Origin of the sequence: Treponema sp. OMZ 906, assembly GCF_024181185.1 — a bacterium.
Classification (GTDB): Bacteria; Spirochaetota; Spirochaetia; order Treponematales; family Treponemataceae; genus Treponema.
The window spans coordinates 1,667,787-1,685,166 of sequence record NZ_CP051196.1 but is presented as its reverse complement, the minus strand read 5'-3'; the positions used below and the strand labels follow the sequence as shown (position 1 = coordinate 1,685,166).

The 17,380-nt window shown below is 48.7% G+C and carries 12 protein-coding genes; 7 read left to right on the top strand and 5 right to left on the bottom strand.

Translation table 11 applies throughout. The features are described 5' to 3' along the window. Positions 1-28: 28 nt before the first annotated feature. Complete coding sequence (locus E4N69_RS07530; protein ID WP_162663725.1) at positions 29-1,210, bottom strand: DegT/DnrJ/EryC1/StrS aminotransferase family protein; 1,182 nt, start codon at positions 1,208-1,210, stop codon at positions 29-31. Between the two features lie 205 nt (positions 1,211-1,415). Next, complete coding sequence (gene lnt / locus E4N69_RS07525) at positions 1,416-3,125, bottom strand: apolipoprotein N-acyltransferase (protein WP_162663724.1); 1,710 nt, start codon at positions 3,123-3,125, stop codon at positions 1,416-1,418. A gap of 63 nt (positions 3,126-3,188) precedes the next feature. Between lnt and E4N69_RS07520 the strand changes: the two genes are divergently transcribed. The 6 genes from E4N69_RS07520 (at position 3,189) to E4N69_RS07495 (ending at position 11,892) form a co-directional block, all read left to right on the top strand. Further along, positions 3,189-4,343: a galactokinase gene (locus E4N69_RS07520; RefSeq protein WP_162663723.1), complete on the top strand. Its 1,155-nt coding sequence runs from the start codon at positions 3,189-3,191 to the stop codon at positions 4,341-4,343. 12 nt (positions 4,344-4,355) lie between these two features. Then, entirely contained in the window at positions 4,356-5,024 is a 669-nt protein-coding gene (locus E4N69_RS07515; protein WP_162663722.1) for a tetratricopeptide repeat protein, read from the top strand. A 22-nt stretch (positions 5,025-5,046) separates the two neighbouring features. Then, positions 5,047-7,104 carry a hypothetical protein gene (locus tag E4N69_RS07510; protein WP_253823440.1) on the top strand — a complete coding sequence of 686 codons (2,058 nt, stop codon included), beginning with the start codon at positions 5,047-5,049 and terminating at the stop codon, positions 7,102-7,104. Positions 7,105-7,300: 196 nt separating this feature from the next. Beyond that, positions 7,301-11,035 (top strand): SNF2-related protein, encoded by a 3,735-nt coding sequence (locus E4N69_RS07505; RefSeq protein ID WP_253823439.1) that lies wholly within the window; start codon positions 7,301-7,303, stop codon positions 11,033-11,035. A gap of 101 nt (positions 11,036-11,136) precedes the next feature. Next, positions 11,137-11,721, top strand: a complete 585-nt coding sequence (locus E4N69_RS07500; protein ID WP_006188063.1) for a methyltransferase domain-containing protein — start codon at positions 11,137-11,139, stop codon at positions 11,719-11,721. After that, entirely contained in the window at positions 11,722-11,892 is a 171-nt protein-coding gene (locus tag E4N69_RS07495) for a hypothetical protein (RefSeq protein WP_006188064.1), read from the top strand. An 81-nt stretch (positions 11,893-11,973) separates the two neighbouring features. On the opposite strand, the gene E4N69_RS07490 is transcribed toward E4N69_RS07495, so the two are convergent. The 3 genes from E4N69_RS07490 to E4N69_RS07480 all read right to left on the bottom strand — a co-directional run bounded on the left by E4N69_RS07490 (position 11,974) and on the right by E4N69_RS07480 (position 15,951). Continuing rightward, positions 11,974-12,453, bottom strand: a complete 480-nt coding sequence (locus E4N69_RS07490; protein WP_253713941.1) for a GNAT family N-acetyltransferase — start codon at positions 12,451-12,453, stop codon at positions 11,974-11,976. Between the two features lie 37 nt (positions 12,454-12,490). Beyond that, a complete protein-coding gene (locus tag E4N69_RS07485; RefSeq protein ID WP_253823438.1) occupies positions 12,491-12,982 on the bottom strand; it encodes a deoxycytidylate deaminase in 492 nt (163 codons plus the stop codon). Between the two features lie 98 nt (positions 12,983-13,080). Continuing rightward, complete coding sequence (locus E4N69_RS07480; RefSeq protein WP_253824893.1) at positions 13,081-15,951, bottom strand: penicillin-binding protein 1A; 2,871 nt, start codon at positions 15,949-15,951, stop codon at positions 13,081-13,083. Between the two features lie 106 nt (positions 15,952-16,057). On the opposite strand from E4N69_RS07480, the gene E4N69_RS07475 reads away from it, so the two are divergent. Continuing rightward, positions 16,058-17,101 (top strand): hypothetical protein, encoded by a 1,044-nt coding sequence (locus E4N69_RS07475; RefSeq protein ID WP_253823437.1) that lies wholly within the window; start codon positions 16,058-16,060, stop codon positions 17,099-17,101. Positions 17,102-17,380: the final 279 nt, after the last annotated feature.

Below are 17,380 nucleotides of genomic sequence, written 5' to 3'. Positions count from 1 at the left end.
ACTGTGGGGATATCTCAAAAGTCGGTTCCTATTTGCGGAACTTCTTTGCGGTATCGATTACCGTATCGATGACATACTGCACATCCTCATCGGTCATATCCGGCCAGAACGGAAGGCTGATGCTCTGCGCATAGTGCGCCGCGGCATTGGGGAAGTCCTGTGCGCGCAGCCCGTACCGCTCTTTCAAGAAGGTCAGTTCAAAGTGGGGGATAAAGTGGACTGAAATACCGAGTCCCCGTTCCTGCAGCGCGCGGGCAAAGTCATCCCTGCCGACGGAAAGCATTTCCGGTACGATGCGGAGGAGGTAGAGGTGCCACGCATTGCCGTCTCCGTCCGGCGGAACTTGAAAAAAGTCGAGCGGTTCAAAGGCGTGGGTAAAGCGTTCGGCGATGAGCTTCCGTTTCCGGTAAAACTCTTCCGCCTTTTGCAGTTGTACTCTGCCGATTGCCGATAAAATATCCGGCAGGTTGCATTTATAGCCTTCCGCAACGACATCGTATTGCCAGCTGGCGTGTTTGTCGGTGTAGCGATCCCATATTGTGCGGTTGATACCGTGGGAGCGCATCAGCTTAATGCGTTCCGCCGCTTCGGGATTGCGGACGCAGATCATACCGCCTTCTCCGGTGGTGATGGTTTTGGTGGCATAAAAAGAGAACACGCCCGCATCGCCGAAGGTGCCGCCGTAGCCGTCCGCTGTTTTTGCAGGAAAGGCATGAGCTGCATCCTCGATAACCGCGACGTTGTATTTCTTGGCGAGGCTGTTAATCGCCTTCATATTGCAGAGGTTCCCTGCGATATGGATAGGCACAATCGCCTTAATGCTTTTATCCTGCTTGAGTTTATCTTCGATTTTTTCAGGATCGATACTGTAGGAGTCCGCTTCGATATCCGCATAGATCGCTTCTCCGCCGAGGTGCAAGGCGCTGGTTGCAGTCGATACAAAAGTGTACGGGCTGGTGAGTATTTTGGTTCCCTTGCCGATTCCGAAGGCTTCCATTGCGAGCATCAATCCGTTTGACGCGGAATTAACTGCAAGTGCGTACGGGCTATGTACCATATCGGCAAACTCTTTTTCAAAGGCGAGCGTTTCCTTGCCGGTCGTCAACCAGCCTGAGTGCAGCACGCGGATTGCCGCTTCTTCTTCCCTGCGGTCGAACGACGGCCTAAAAAAGGGTATCTCCCGTGCGGGATTTTGGTTTGGTGTATTCATGATTATATCTCCCATAAAAACTTTTGTATCCGATATTACTATTTTTGAAAATGCGGACTCTTATCAATTGTGATCAGTTTATCAGTTTTTGCCGTTTTTCGATAGGGGCTTTCTGTATATCGAAAGTTTGTGCGGTCGATAAGTTCAGAAAATGAATCTCCATTAAATTTGTCAGTGGCTTAGAGAAAATGCAGGAGTGAAAAGCCTATAATGCGTCCGATTTCCGCCGTTTTCTAAACCATACCTTTTTCCAGAGCCGTTTTTGTTGTCGCTTTTTTCGTGCGGCGCGGGAGAGCCGTGCGAGCGGATGTTCCATATACACCACCGCTTTTTTACAAAACGCGGGGCTAAACCGGTATGCTGCAGCGGAGATAAGCGCAATCGCTAAAAAAAGCGCGGGCAGCCAGTCCTTCCATTGTGCATAAAAAGTCCGGCGGTACGGATAGATCGGTACGGAAACGCTCAATGCATCCGCAGTAAAGAGCGGAAGGCTCGCGGTAACGTTTCCGGCAGGATCAACAACGCAGGTAAAGCCGCCGTTGGTAGAGCGGACAAGCGGCGTTCGCAGTTCAATTGCACGGAAATAGGCGACGGCAAAATGCTGGTATTCCGCGCTCGCCGTTTTTGACCATGAATCGTTCGTTAGGTTAATCAGGATATTGCTTTTTTGATTATGCAAATCGGCGCAAAGCGTCGGAAAGGCATCTTCAAAACAGATGGGAGCGGCGAACCGGATATCATTTCCGTTTTGCGCGGTGAATGCCATCGCTTTATATTCCGTTCCCGGCGCCCATCCTGATGAAAAACCGACTAGTGAGTCAAAAAAACGCTGCACAAACGGATGGTCAATAAAGGGAATGTATTCCGCAAAGCAGATCAGCTGTATCTTTGAATAAGTGTCGAGCACCGTTCCGTCAGGCGCAATAAGATAGACGGCATTCGAATATTTTTCTCTTTCGGCATCCTGTAAAAGCGGAGAACCCGTTAGAATCGGTATATCCATCCGCTGCAAAAAATCGGTGAAGGACTCTTTAAAGGGAAGCCGCCTATAATAATCTTGAAATTGGTCGTAGCCGTATGCAAGGCTGCTTTCGTTCCATACGATAAGATCGGGTTTAACCGGAGATTCGCTAATTGCCTTTTCGGTAAGTTTTTGGGTGTCATACAGGTTATCAAAAAACAGATCGAGGCCGTAGCCCCACGGGTCGGTGTTCTGCTGCACTAACACAAGATGGAGGTTTTGCTGTGGCGTCCTTTTTTGATATATGCGGAAAAGTCCGTACCCGTTGATCAGTATTAACAACGCAGCCGTAAATGCCAGCGGCCGTAGCAACGGTCTGCCGTGCGGCTTGGAAAAACCGGTGGTTAATTTTGCCGTTGCCCTGATTATTTCTGCAAGGAGCGCGGAAATCAATGCAACAAGGAAGGTAATTCCCCATACGCCGGTAATATCGGCTATTTGAATGAGCGGACGCAGCGATAATGTCGTCATCGAAAGGCTACCCCAGGGATATGCGACAAAGCCGCTGCCTTTAAACCATTCCCAGAGTGTCCACAAACCGGCAAAGGCGAATGGGCGTAGTCCTAACGGCAGCTTCATTGCATAATAAAACCAATGCCCGAAAAGGAAGCCGAGGAACAAATAGGCGGCGGTAGAGGCGCCGAGCGTAAAAATTGCAAAATTTTCGAAATATGCCAGCCAAAAGCTTGAACACAGGTGGACAAGGGCTATCATTGCGCCGAACATCAATGCAGTGCGTCGTCGTGCAGGGCAGCGGCAAAAGGCGGTATATAACGGTATCAGTGCAATAACGCCGAAGAAAGCCGACCCAAAATACAGGTATTCATTCGGTATCCCGAGTGAAAGCAGCACCGCAGAGCATAAAACCGCTAGAAAAGATGAAATAACCGACATAATTTTGAGGTAATTTAATCATTTTTCTTGAATTGTTTCAATATAAGGGATATTATAGAGAGTATGCAGAAGATTCTACCGTTTCATGTAGACGAATATGGAGACGAGCCGGAAGTAACCGTTGCGGTTCCCGGGCGCTTCCACCTTTTAGGTGAACATACATGGTTTGCACAGGGCAATACGCTTTCGATGGCGATCGATCATTATCTGTATCTTTGCGTTTCAAAAAGAAAAGACGCCAATTATCGCTTTCTTTCTTTATCGCTCAAAGAGCGGAAAAAAGTTGCAGCCGCCAACCTTCGGTATCGTAAAGAGGATCGTTGGGCAAATTCGATAAAGGCTGTTATTCTTTCGTTTATGGATCAAGGGATTGAGATGACAGGGCTCAATTTTACCATTCTTTCCGAAATACCGGCGGATGCAGGGCTCGGTACGCCGAATGCGCTTAAGGTTGCAACGGCGATGGCATTGCGGAAGGTATTTGCGCCGCGGCTTACGAAGGCTGATCTCGTAGATATTCTAGAAAATGCAAATGTGCAGCATCTTAAAACCTATCCTCACCGCGCGGATATTCTGTGCGCGTTATATGCCAAGGCGGGACACTGTATACGGACAAATCATCGGCGGAAGACAGCCGATATTTATCCGTTCCCCATCAATAACTATCGGATTATTTTAACGGATTCGCGGGTTCCCCGTCTGTTGGCGCGCGAGGAACTGAATCACAGAATCCAAGAATGTATGGAGGCCTACGAGCGGGTTAAAAAGATGCCTGATATTCCCAATGATTTTAGTAAGCTTGCCGAAAGCGATCTTGAAGAGCTTGCCATCCCGGAATCGGTGCGTCGGCGGGTACTCTATATTATCCGTGAGTCGATAAGTGTCGATGACGCTATCAGCGCCTTAAAGAAAAACGATTGGGTTGTGTTCTCGCGTATTGTAACGCGCTCTCAAGAAAGCTTACGCGACCGCTTTGAGATTTCTTGCCCCGAATTGGATTGGCTTGTTAAACGGGCGATGGAGTTTGTCGCACCCGATATGAACGACATTGTGTGTTCGCGTCTGACGGGACGGGGATTCGGCGGATGTACATACAGTATCCTGAGGGCGAACGATATCCAAACCTATATTGAAAAATTGGGTGATTATGAACGAATTTTCGGTTTTAAGCCTTTGTATTATAAAGTTAAACCTTCCGGCGGGGTTCGTATACTATGATGGAGAAACGAAATGGATACGGTTCTTAAAGAAGGCATACAGTTGTATCGGGAAAATCGATATGAAGAAGCGCTTACCGCATTTTTAAAGATATCTTCTAAAGATGTTGAGCTCAATTTTGATTTGGCGTATTATATCGGCCTCTGTTATGCGAGCCTTTTACAATATGACAATGCGCTTGTCTATTTGGAACAGATTATCACTGCCGGAACCGATATCGCCCGTGTATATCAATGCAGACTTATTTTAGCCTTTATTTATGCAAAAACGGGGCGTGCTCGTCTTGCGGAATTCGAGCTTTCAAAACTTCTGGATGCAGGGTACGATTCTCCGCAGGTGCATACTTCGATGGCGTATTTGGCGTATGAGCAGGATAAAGTAGACAAGTCTTTGAGTCTTTATGAAAAAGCGTTGGAGCTCGATCCTGATAATCCGACCGCGCTTAACGGACTCGGCTATATCCTTGCCGATACCGAAAAAGATTTAACTCGCGCCTTAATCCTGTGTAAAAAAGCGCTTGATGCGCAGCCCGATAATCCCGCTTATTTGGATTCGCTGGCATGGACATATTACAAGATGGGTTTTGATACCGAAGCTCGATCATATATCCAACGGGCGAATGAACAACTTCCCGATAATATAATAATTAAACGCCACTTGCAGCGTATTATGAATGGGTAACCTTAAAAAAAGGATAAATATCATGCGTATAAAGAGACTATTGCAAACAGCCGGTTTAATGCTGCTTTTATTGTGCGGCGGTATGGCGCTGACTGCGCAAACCAACAGCCTCCAACCCCGATTGAGCTCCGCCGATAGGGATCACGGATTTGAAGAATTCCGCCGCGGCGTGCAGGCATATTATCGCGGGACATTTAATGAGGCTATCCTGCTATTTGAAAAAGCTCTCACGCATATCCCCGGCGATCCGCTCATCTTGGATTGGCTCGGACAAGCCTATTACCGTTCCGGTATAGAGGGGGCAGCACTTGAGCAATGGTCGGCGGCGTCTGCCTCAGGATACGGCGGGCAGCTTTTAAAAAATAAAATAGAGGTTGTGAAAGAACGACGCAGTTCTCAGCCCGATTTTGCGGAATCGGTACGCTATGTGGAAACCGCCGTGTTTGAATCCAAACATGGATCGGAAGTCTTTTTTAAACAGCCGCTTTCAGTTGCGGCAATGGGGGACGGCAGTTTCTGGGTGGTTGCCTACGGTTCCAACGAATTGGTGCACTTCGATATTAACGGAATTATACTCGACCGGACGAGCGGCCCGCTGCAAGGATTTGACCGTCCTTTCGATATTTTACCGCTCAAAAACGGAAATCTCCTTATCTCAGAATTTGCTGCCGATCGGCTTTCACTGCTTACCAAAGACGGAAAATTCATTAAGTCGTTCGGTACGAAGGGCAGGGGAGACGGACAGTGCATCGGCCCTCAGTTTTTAGCGCACGATTCTTACGGAAATATTTTTGTAACGGATTTCGGCAACGCCCGCGTCGTGGTGTTTTCTCCGGACGGAGAAGGGCTTTTTACCTTCGGGCAGCGCAGCGGCATATTCCCGGGCTTTACCGCTCCGGCAGGTATCGCAATCTTAGACGATTTGGTCTATGTTGCGGATTCGGTAAAAGGTTCTATCTATGTGTTTGATACGGCAGGAAACTATATTAGAACGCTGCTGCCGGACGGAAGTGTCGTACAGGCGGAGTCGATGCGGGTATGGAAAAACAATCTGCTGGTGTCCTGCGCCAATAAGGTGTACTTGGTCGATATCGGCTTAGCAAGTTTGTATACCGTTGCGAGTTTAGGGAATGCGCCCGCCCGTGTAACCGCGGCAATTCCCGATGTCAACGGCAGCCTTTTGTTAGCCGATTATAAAAACGGAAATATTCAAGTCTTTTCTCATATCAACGAATTGGCCGGCGGCTTGTTTGTCCGCTTTGACCGTGTCTATGCCGATAAGTTTCCGACGGTAACCGTCGATGTCCGCGTAGAAAACCGGATGGGGCAGCCGCTGGTCGGCTTAACGGAAAATAATTTTTTCCTGACCGAATCAAATCGACAGGTTAATGACTTTACGTTAAAAGGCGCCGCCTACCTCAATACCGGATGTGATATTGCCGTTGTAATCGAGCGCTCTCCTCAGTCGGAAAAGGAATTTGAGCTTGTTAAGACGGTTGTAAAAGAGCTTGCCGAGGCAATGCAAGGGAAAGGAAAAATTTCTCTTGTGTCGGCGTCTCAATTGCCGGTGCTGGAAGGTAAGTTTTCTCCCGAAGCGCTTTTATCGCAGCCGCTTAAATTAAAGGCGGCGTGGTCGCCCGTATGGAACTGTGATCTTGCGCTGCGGTTGGCAAGCGGAGAGCTTATTAATGCGGCTCCGAAGCGGGCTATCGTGTTCTTATCGTTTGAAGATATCGGTTCCGACAGCTTTAGGCAGTACAGCTTAAATGATCTTGCCTCGTATATAACTAACAACGGTATCCGGTTTTATGCGGTTAATCTAAAACCGCGGACATTGCCACCTGAGTTGGCGTATCTTTGTACAAAGACAGGCGGAATGAGCACGTATATTTATGCCGAACAGGGGCTTTCTCCGATTATTGAAGACTTAATTGCAAAACCGGTAGGTTCATATCAGCTGAGTTACACCTCTACATTGCCAACCGACTTCGGCCGTGCCTATTTGCCCGTCGAAGTTGAGGTACGACTTTTAACTCGTTCGGGCCGAGATGAAACCGGCTATTTTGCTCCGTTGGAATAAAACCGGACGTTCCGCGAATACACGGCGTATTGTTCGGTTTTGCAGAATGATACGCCGGTCTAACTGAATCAACATACCCCCGACGCAGAGCGTTGCCGAGAAACGGCGGGTATTAAACCCTCGCACGAATAAAATTCATAATTGTGAATTGCTTTTACAGCTGGCTTATTCGCTTAAAATCCGATAAAATCAACCCATGGCACGCAGTAAGTACGGAACAACGCCGTGGGGCGCATGGTTTTTACGGATGCTCGAAAGTTATGACGGCGAGGGGCGGGTGTCGCGGGGGAAAAGTTACGCGAATACCGGTAAGGTAGATTCCCTTGTGATTACCGGCAATAAAGTTGCTGCCCGTGTCGCGGGACATTATGACCCGTGGTACTATATTTCGCTCACCTTTCCCCGTATTTCCGAACCGAATCGAAAAAAATTGGAAAAAATCTTAACACAGCATCCCGCCGACTTTATCGCGTTGGGAAACGGTACGATGACGGAACGCCTTGTAACGCTCTTTGAGGCAAAGGATATACGGTTTATTCCCCGCCGCTGGAGCCTTATCGAAAGCGATTGCTCCTGTCCCGACTCCGCCTCCCTGTGTAAACACATCGCCGCGGTGCTGTATATTCTGGCGAAAGAAATCGACCACGATCCGCGGCTCCTCTTTCAGCTTGCGGGAATCGACCTCGCCGAACTGCGGGAAAAGATATTGCCCGCCGCAGGGGATATGTCCGCCGACCCGGCTCTAACCGCCGTATCGGAGCAGGGTGCATCACCAGTGGATGATACTGCAGCAGATTCCGCAATGGGTGTTGTACCGGCGGATAATACTGCACCGGCAACTGGTAATGCCACAACCGCCGGAGTGCAAAGGAAAGCGAGGCAATCCGGCGCGGCGGGTACGGCGGCTAAAGCATCGCCCCTTGCAGTGCCGTCAGACCCTGAATACGAACATCCGGTGCCGTTATCCCTGCGCCGTGCGGATGAGCCTGCACAGGACGTACCGGCGGAACTTCCCCACTTTCCGCTTGAAGAATCGTTTTTACCGCTGATTTCCGCGCTGCTTCCGCCGTTTGCACCCTTCTATGATGATGACTTGGTTGCAGCCTTTAAAGAGCTGTACCATAAACTGATTGTCCGGCAGAACAAAGAATTCGAGTTGACGCTTGAACAGCGGATTGCCGTTTTAATGAAATCCGGTACGGACTGCGCCTCGGCGGCAACGCTGTGCGGTTCAAGCCGCCTTTTGTACACGCAGGTTCGGCTCGATACGGCAAAACTGCCGAAGCAAAAAACGGCAGGCGTTCCGGCTTTTCCCTTGCAGAAAGAAGCGGCGTTGCAGCTCCGCGTGCGGCTTCCGAACGGTACGGAGGCGGCGCTGACACTCGTGCAAGCGCTTCACCTCCTGCGCGGCGTTACGCCTGCCGCGGATTCTCCTGACGGTATGAAGGCGGCATATACGGTACTGACACTCGGAGAGCGGCTCATCGCCGAATCTGCGCTGCTGCCGACGGTATACCTCGAGTCGGTAACGCGGAAACTGGCAATATTTTGGAAGCCGCTGACCTCGGCGCAGGCTGTTTCCGCTGCAATCGACCGCTGCGCTTCCTTTATTACCGAAGCATTTTTTCCGCAAGTTAAGAGCTGGGGCAGGCGGTACTGCGCCGAACTGCTGCTGACGGCGTTCCTCACCGAATATGTACATACTACCGGTTTTATGCCCGCCGGTATCCGCCAAGCGGAACAAGAAATTGCAGCTCTCTTTTTCCAAGGCGCGACTATCAATACGAAGGCGCCGGGTATGCGCCGCCTTCCTGCATCGATTACCCGCTGGCTTGCCGCGCTCTACTACGACAGCAACAGCCTCCGTTTCCGGCTCATTTTAGAGGAAGCGAAAAAATCCGACTTTCAGATTTCCGCCGAGGTGTGCCACAGCGAAGAAACGAACAACCGGTTTGTACCGTTTTCCCGCATCGCCGACTCCGTACAGCTGGAAAGCAAAACGGTGGAGTTCGCGATTGCGCTTTCCGCATATCTGCCGAAATTAACAGAGATGATTGGGCAAAAGTCGGTTCCGCTTACGCAGGAAGAGACGGCGGTGTTTTTACGGACGGCGGCGCCGCTCCTCTCCCGTTTTGGGATAGAGGTCGTGCTGCCTAAGACACTGCAGCGGGCGCTGAAGCCGCGGGCGGTGTTCCAGCTGAAACGGCAAAAGGGAGCCGGCGCCGTACAGTCGTACCTCAGCCTTGACAACCTGATGGACTATGACCGCAGCATTATGCTCGGCGATACCGTCATCAGCGCCAAGAAATTCCGCGCATTGATGAAGCAGAGTAGCGGTTTGGTGAAATTCAACGACCGCTACATCCTTGTCGATCCCGAACACACGGCGCGCCTTCTCGAAACAATGCAGCACGAAAGACCCGACATCAACGAGGTTATTCAAGGGACGCTGACCGGAGATACCGTAATGGCGGACGGCGCGCCGTTTTCCTATTCGCTCTTTCGGGAAACGGATGTCGCAGTACCTCGCACATTGCAGGCGACGCTCCGGCCGTATCAGGAAAAAGGTTTTCAGTGGCTCTATTCTACCATTAAAAGCGGTTTCGGCTGTCTGTTGGGGGATGATATGGGGCTCGGCAAAACGCTGCAAGTTATCGCCCTCATTCTCAAATTGAAAGAACAGGGCTTTAAGCATAGCGGCATCCTTATCGCGGCTCCGGCGAGTCTTTTACCGAACTGGGAACATGAGCTGCACACCTTTGCGCCGTCGCTGCGTTGTACAATCTTGCACGGACAGGGGCGGCGATTTTCCGCAAAGTCTGACATTCATATTACGACGTATCAGACCCTCCAGCGGGATGTAAAAAAACTTTCCGAAAAGACCTTTGACTGTCTGATTATCGACGAAGCGCAGGCGGTTAAAAATACGCAGACCAAAAACGCCCAAGCGCTCAGGCTTGTGCAGGCACAGTCCCGCATCGCGATGACCGGTACGCCGGTTGAAAACAGCCTTGAGGATATGCGCGCCTTGTTCGATTTTATCATCCCGGGCTATCTCGGCTCTGCGGAAACCTTCCGTAAAAAATGGCGCATACCCATCGAGCTGCACGGCGATGCGGAGACTGCGGAGTCCTTTCAAAAGATTACCGCGCCGTTTTTACTCCGCCGCCTTAAAACCGACCCTGCCGTTATTTCCGACTTACCGGAAAAAGTGATTACGCCGCAATACTGCCGCCTGACGCCGGAGCAAATTGCGCTGTACGAAAGCCTTGTTGAAACGCAGCTGAAAAGCGTATTGAAAACCGAAGACGGGATTAAGCGGAACGCGCTGGTGCTTAAACTGCTGACCGCCTTAAAGCAGGTGTGCAACCATCCCCATGTCTATGACGAAAGCTTTCAGACCGATACGGCGCTTTCCGGAAAAACCGCCGCGCTGATGCAGCTGCTCGGCGAAATATTGGACGCCGGTGAAAAGACCTTGATTTTCAGCCAATATACGCAAACACTCTTTTTACTGCGGAAGCTGATACAGGAGCAATTCGGAGATGAGCCGCTCCTCTTGCACGGACAGATGCCGCTTACCGCACGGAAGGCTGCAGTCGAATCGTTCCAAACCGATCCGGCACAGCGCATCTTTCTTATTTCGCTCAAGGCGGGCGGTACCGGCTTAAACCTTACCGCCGCGACCCGCGTTATCCACTTTGACCTCTGGTACAACCCTGCGATAGAAGATCAGGCGACCGACCGCGCATTCCGAATCGGGCAGCACAACACCGTGTTTGTGTCCCGTTTTATCTGCGCCGGTACCTTTGAAGAAAAAATCGACGAGATGATTCAAAAGAAGCGGCATATTTCTCAGATGACCTTGAGCGGCGGCGAATCGTGGATCGGCAAGATGAGCAATGAAGAACTTGCCGAGTTGTTTGAGTAAAGAACCGCAACACACTTAAGCGTTTTAGGAGATGCCTCATTGTAAACAGTTCACATGGAACGGTATAGTCTAAAAGAGCAAGCGAGGATATAATCATTTGAATGAGTTACGATAAGAATGCGGTGAAAGAAGCCGTCAAAGAGCATTACGAAAATCTGGCACAGGGAAGCCTTTCCGTACATGGTGAGGCTGAAAAGATAACGACTTCGATAGGCTATGCCGCACAAGATTTGGTCGGCATTCCGAAAGAGGCCGACCTCGGACTCGGCTGTGGAAATCCGCAAGAAGCTGCCAAGCCCCGCTTAAACGAAACCATCCTTGACTTAGGATGCGGAAGAGGACTTGACTGCTTTATAGCGTCAAAAGCTGTCGGTAAAAACGGAAAAGTTTTCGGGCTTGACAGCTCAAAAACTATGATCAGCCGCGCTTCGGAAATCGCCGTAAAAAACGGGTTTACCAATTGCGAATTTATACTTGGCGAAATTGAACATATTCCGCTTTCCGATAGTTCCCTCGATCTCATCATGAGTAATTGCGTGATAAATTTGTCAACGGATAAATATGGAGTGTATTCAGAGCTTTACCGCTGTCTTCGCAAAGGCGGAAGAGTCGCGATTTCCGACATCACTTTAAAGGCTGCTTTGCCGCACGAATGGATCTCTGATCCCGATATGGTAAAAACGTGAGTGGGGGGAGCTTGGTCTGCGGAGCAGATAAAAGACACCTTTGAAAAAATCGGCTTTATCAACATAATCATACGTTCAAAAGACGTTTCAGACGAATACGCAAAGAAATGGGGACACGGCTTGGCAATAAAAACCTATATCCAAAGCAGCCTCATTTACGCAGAAAAATAAATGTTATACCCTTTCGTTCCGGAACGCCTTCGGCGCAGCTCCCATCGCTAACCTTTGGGATAAAAACACAGGATCCACGGCCTAGAGTTTCGGCAGAAAGTCTTTGTAAATACCGGGCGTAGAGCCGTCAATCAATACAGCGCCGACGGTTTTTTGATAGAAGACTTCGGGGCCGACTCCTCCGATAATGGCATAGGCATACCCTTCGTTGCGTAAGGCATGGAGCGATGCGAGCAACAGTGCTTTGCCGATTCCTTTCCCCTGTTCATCTTCCAATACCTTTGTAGGGCCGAAAAAGTCGGGCGCGGTTGCGTTATAGCATGCATATCCGAGTATGTTCTGCCCGCGGGTAGCGATAAAGCAGCTCACCGGTATGCGGGAAAAGCAGGTATCGCATTCGCCTGCTGCGCTTAAAGTAGAATGTTCTTTTACCCATTCAACGATTCGGAACTTATCGGGCGTCATCGCGCGCCGGATATGCACATCGTATTTACGCTGCAATTCCGCATAAAGCCCTTCTGCCGGAGGCAGCCGGAGCAAGTTCACCAACATATCAGCCATAGTTTTTTCCCTCATAGATGCGCTATTTTCAAAAGTGCTATTGGCCTTGATATTCTTCGACATTATCACTCAGGTGCTCAAGCTCAACTCCTGCCTGTTTAAACATCTGGATTGAATCGGCACTGTCATGGTATCGTTTTTCGGCAATAACTCGTTTTATACCGCAATTGATAATCAGCATCGCGCATGTGCGGCAGGGAGTCATTTTGCAGTAGAGCGTTGCGCCGTCGATACTGATACCCCGTTTTGCCGCTTGGCAAATGGCATTCTGCTCTGCATGAACGGTACGGACACAGTGTTGACTGATGGAACCGTCTTCATGCTGCACCTTTTTAAATTGATGCCCTACGTCATCGCAATGGGGTAACCCGCGAGGAGCGCCCACATAGCCGGTAACCAAGAGCTGGTTATCCCGCGCAATAACGCAACCGGATCTGCCTCGATCGCAGGTCGCACGTTTTGCAATTGCACGGCACACTTCCATAAAGTATTCGTCCCATGTTGGGCGGATATACGGTTCTTCAGTCATGTTTCCCCCTGATATGTGTTTGCGTAGGGTCTAAGGCTCTTGGCATAACACTGCTGAGACATCTTAAAAATCTAACAGTACTTTTATAGGATACCCTGTTACAACCACGGGTTGATGCCTTCACCTTGTATCGTGCCGTTGTTCTGTTCCTGTGTTTCGGATTCGCTACCGGACGGTTCAGATTCTATAGGTGGAAAAGACGGTACCGGAGTTCCTTCGTCGATGGTTCCCGAATCTGGATGCGTTTGAGGAATCGGTGGTTGTATTGTATTATTCACTCCTGATTGTCCCGAAGTCTGCCCGGGCTGAATTCCGGGATTTTGTGTATTTTGCTCTTGCTGTGGAGTAAGCACCGGCGGCTCTGTTGAAGAATTATCTTCACCCGAATGTAATAACGGGTCGGGTTCCAAAACGTTGCCGGAGTCGGAAGGCACTGTAAGTTCATCGGTTATAAATGGATCTGTTGTATAAGAGGAAGCATTCCCTGTCCGTCTATGTTTGCTTGGTTCAGGATCTTCAAAAATGCGTGGGTCAATAAGTACATCCGTTTTAATAATGTCGACCGGTGTTTGTCCTGTACTGTAATTGCTTTTGCGCAGACGGTCTTTTGCAATTTCCAACAGTACATTGTTGGCTTCATGATAGGTACAAGCCTCTGTCGGTTCCGTACCGGATAAAAAGTAGAGCGATACCGTCCCCTCGTTACAGTAAGGTGTTTGCAGCATTCCTGATTTTGAACAAACCGACACAGTGGTTAATCCTGTTTCGGGTCGAATAAAATCTCGATACGGCATATCTTCATGGATCGCTTTCATAAAGTTCGCCCACGGAGGTCCTGCGAGCATTGCGCCTGTATTGTCGAGTCCCAGTGATTGCCCTCCCTTGTCATACCCGAACCAAACAGCGGCGGTATAATACGGAGAATAACCGATCGCCCATGCATCCGACCAGTTTTGAGTTGTACCGGTTTTACCTGCAATAGGCATGGAAAAATACTTACCGCTCTTTTTGTCCTTAAAGCGAAATTTTGACCCGCTACCGGAAGCAGTCATAAGTGTTCCTGCGGTAATTGTTTTTTGTAGTACCGATGTCATAAGATAGGCATTTTGAGGGCTGATAACCTGCATTGCAGTTCCCCGCCGCCGCTGTTCCAGCCGCAAATCCCGTTCGGGATCCATCACGATTGTACCATTACGGTTTTCTACGGTACGGATGGCAATGGGGTCAACCCGCCGTCCTTGGTTTCCAAAGATGGCAAACGCTTTTGCCATCTGAATGGGAGCAACGCTGATAACGCCGAGAGCGAGCGGATATACTCGTGGGAATGTACGGTCTATTTCGTCCTGATCGGTGATGCCGAGCAGAGCAGCGGATCGAGTGATTGCCGCATCGAAGCCGATTGTATCAAGTACCTTAATCGCAGGAATATTCAGCGATCTTGCCAGTGCTCGCCATGCGAGAACCGTGCCCTGCCAATGCCCTGCATAGTTGTTCGGAATATATGGGACACCGCTTTGATTTTGAAATACTTGCGGCGTATCCTCCAGCACTGTTGCCGGTGTAATTAATTTGGTGTCGAAAGCTGCGGAATACAGAAGCGGCTTAAAGGAACTCCCCGGCTGAACACGCCCTTGTGTCGCTCGTATCATTTGGTTTGATTCATCGAATCTACTTCCTCCAACGAGCGCTGTAATGTAGCCTGTATTATTTTCCAAACAGATGAGCGTTCCTTCAACCGTCTTCCTTGCAAGCTCATCTTGCACCTTTGCGGTGCTTTTTGTGCCGGTAATTTTGAGGTTGTTTAAGCCGAAGAGCATTGCCGCCATATCCACAATAGGATTCAAATCGCTGCGGTAGTAGGAGAGTGTTTTTGCTTGAACTCGTTCGGAGTCGATATGGAGTGCCGGAATATTAAAGGCGAGTGAAACCAGCGCAGTGATATTGCTGTATAGTTCGCTCTGAGCAAAGCGGTGCGATCGGGTATTCTTTACCCGGGTGTTTGCAATGCGGATATAGTCACCCATCTCTTTTTCTGCTGCTGCTTGGTGACGCAGGTCGCAAGTGGTATGTACGATATAGCCGTCAGAATAAAAATCCATCGTACCGTACATCATCGTTTCAAGCTGGCGGCGTACATATTCGGAAAACCAGCGGGCTTTGTCTTCACGATTAAACCATGCAGACGAAGCAGTGCGGGTATAGTCAAAGTGAGCCCAATACTCATCGTAGGACTCGTCTCTTTCCTCTTTTGTAAGATAGCCGAGGCGCACCATCTCATCAAGAACATAGCTCTGGCGTTCCTGTACAACGTTCGGGTATTCAAAGGGATTATATTTAGCGGGGCTTGACAGTTGAATAACCAGTATCGCTGCTTCTGCAGGGGTAATTTCCGCTACAGAGTGGCCGAAATAAAAACGACATGCGGCGCTAACACCGTAGGTTCCACCGCCAAAATATACTTTGTTCAAATAAAGTTCAAGAATTTCGTCTTTTGAATACCGGCGTTCCATTTGAATCGCCCACCATAGTTCTTTTATCTTTCGCGAAATACTCATATCGGTGCGGTCGCAGTATAGAAGCCCTGCGATTTGCTGCGTGATGGTACTTCCGCCGCCGAGTGTTCTATGGGTGAGCTTTCCGATAACGGCACGAAAAATAGCTTTTAAAGTAAAGCCTCGGTGTCGATAGAAGCTGCGGTCTTCACGGACGAGCAGTGCATTAATCAATGCGGGGGGTATCTGCTCGAATTTAATAATCTCCCGTTTTTCATTGGACGAGAATTCAGTGATTAAGTCTCCTCGTATATCAAGTATTCGGGTCGGTAAATCGGGATTAAAAGCGGTGAATTGTTCGCTTTGCTTTACGGCTGCTGTTTCTGCCAAAAGATAGCCTAGCATTGCCGAACCCGCAACAAGCACGGTAAAAACAATAATAAGATAAATATATAAAAAGACGGTGCGTCCGCGCATGTGCCTATAAAAGCACAAAATCATTTTTTTTTCAAGCATATACCTGTGTGTGCAATATTGACACTTTGTTACTATCAAATAATAATAGCTGCAAGGAGCATATAAAATGAAAAGATTAAATAAGATAGTTCTGTTTGCCGTATTTGGGATTATACAGATTGTATCATGTGCAAAAAATGGAAGGCAAAGCACGAATAATGAGAATAGTCCGGTCGATGAAGTACAAAAAGTCGACCATATGGATGCAAAACAAGAGTCTGCGTCCGGTATGGGGAATGCTATGGATATTAGCGGAGTCGTTTATGTGAACAATGCGGGGCTTTATGCGGAAAACGACGAAGGAAAAATGAAGTGGACTGCTGAGGCTTCACTGGGTGATAAAGCGCTCTATTTGGGAGAAAAGAAAGAAGCTGTAAGAACCGACGGACAAAAGCGGACATTTTTTCATGTCGAGCTTAACGGGCAGCGCTATTGGATACAAGAATATTCTTATGAACCCGATACCGTAGCGGCCTTTATTTCGGGACAAGACGTCGTGCTGTATAAATCGGAATCCCTTGCGGCTATGACCGACGAATTCATTCCTCGTTATGCTATTGTTGCGGTATATAAAGACAGCCTTGAAAAGCCGGACAGTAAATTTATTAAAATTGCAGCGTATAATCCTGAACTGGTTAGTTCATGGAGTATTAAAGACAAATATGTAAAACGGGATGCGGTAGAAATGGATGAAATGAGTGTTTCGGCTATGATCCTCGCTCAGGTTGCGATGGAATCCAAAAACGATACCATCCGGACGGAGCTGTTTCAGAATGCAATTGAACTGGGTTCTCCCTATAGCGATACCATTGCGGTTTTACAGTCACTTTCTGAAATTATGATAAAAGAAGAGAATTTTATGAAAGAGCTTACAGTTGAAAAAATCAGTGAAAAGGTTACGGCTATTGAAGATATCAATCTGTTAAGTATTCCCGATGAAGATTCTGCAAGAACGGTAAATATGCTGAAAGCAGGAACATCGGCCACTGCCACCCGCAAATATATTAAACAGGATGGAGATTCCGAGAGTGGCGTTGAATGGCTCTATATCCAAAACAAGCAAAAAAAAGGCTGGGTTAGAGCGGATTCGGTAAAAGCTCAAAACGGATAGTATTTATTCGTGTGAAGGGTGACCGTATTAAAAATCCGGTATGGAGTACGGTTGCCCTTTTTTTATCTCCTGACACTCTTGATATTTTACCTTGCGTAATCTATAAAAAAAGATTACACTAAATAAATAGCGGTATCCGAAAGCAAATTAAGTTTTTAAAGATACCCTAAAGATATTTAAACGTTGTGATTATTCGTGCGGAGGGTTTAATACCCCGACGCTTGCGTCGTAACAAAGGGTATTAAAGCCGACTGCAACCACCTTATAGAACATACAGTG

Bases quoted from the DNA above. Each gene is read 5' to 3' on its own strand.
- E4N69_RS07480 (WP_253824893.1), bottom strand. From the start codon at position 15,951: ATGCGCGGACGCACCGTCTTTTTATATATTTATCTTATTATTGTTTTT.
- E4N69_RS07475 (WP_253823437.1), top strand. From the start codon at position 16,058: ATGAAAAGATTAAATAAGATAGTTCTGTTTGCCGTATTTGGGATTATA.
- lnt (WP_162663724.1), bottom strand. From the start codon at position 3,125: ATGTCGGTTATTTCATCTTTTCTAGCGGTTTTATGCTCTGCGGTGCTG.
- E4N69_RS07505 (WP_253823439.1), top strand. From the start codon at position 7,301: ATGGCACGCAGTAAGTACGGAACAACGCCGTGGGGCGCATGGTTTTTA.
- E4N69_RS07515 (WP_162663722.1), top strand. From the start codon at position 4,356: ATGGATACGGTTCTTAAAGAAGGCATACAGTTGTATCGGGAAAATCGA.
- E4N69_RS07520 (WP_162663723.1), top strand. From the start codon at position 3,189: ATGCAGAAGATTCTACCGTTTCATGTAGACGAATATGGAGACGAGCCG.
- E4N69_RS07530 (WP_162663725.1), bottom strand. From the start codon at position 1,210: ATGAATACACCAAACCAAAATCCCGCACGGGAGATACCCTTTTTTAGG.
- E4N69_RS07510 (WP_253823440.1), top strand. From the start codon at position 5,047: ATGCGTATAAAGAGACTATTGCAAACAGCCGGTTTAATGCTGCTTTTA.
- E4N69_RS07500 (WP_006188063.1), top strand. From the start codon at position 11,137: ATGAGTTACGATAAGAATGCGGTGAAAGAAGCCGTCAAAGAGCATTAC.
- E4N69_RS07490 (WP_253713941.1), bottom strand. From the start codon at position 12,453: ATGGCTGATATGTTGGTGAACTTGCTCCGGCTGCCTCCGGCAGAAGGG.
- E4N69_RS07485 (WP_253823438.1), bottom strand. From the start codon at position 12,982: ATGACTGAAGAACCGTATATCCGCCCAACATGGGACGAATACTTTATG.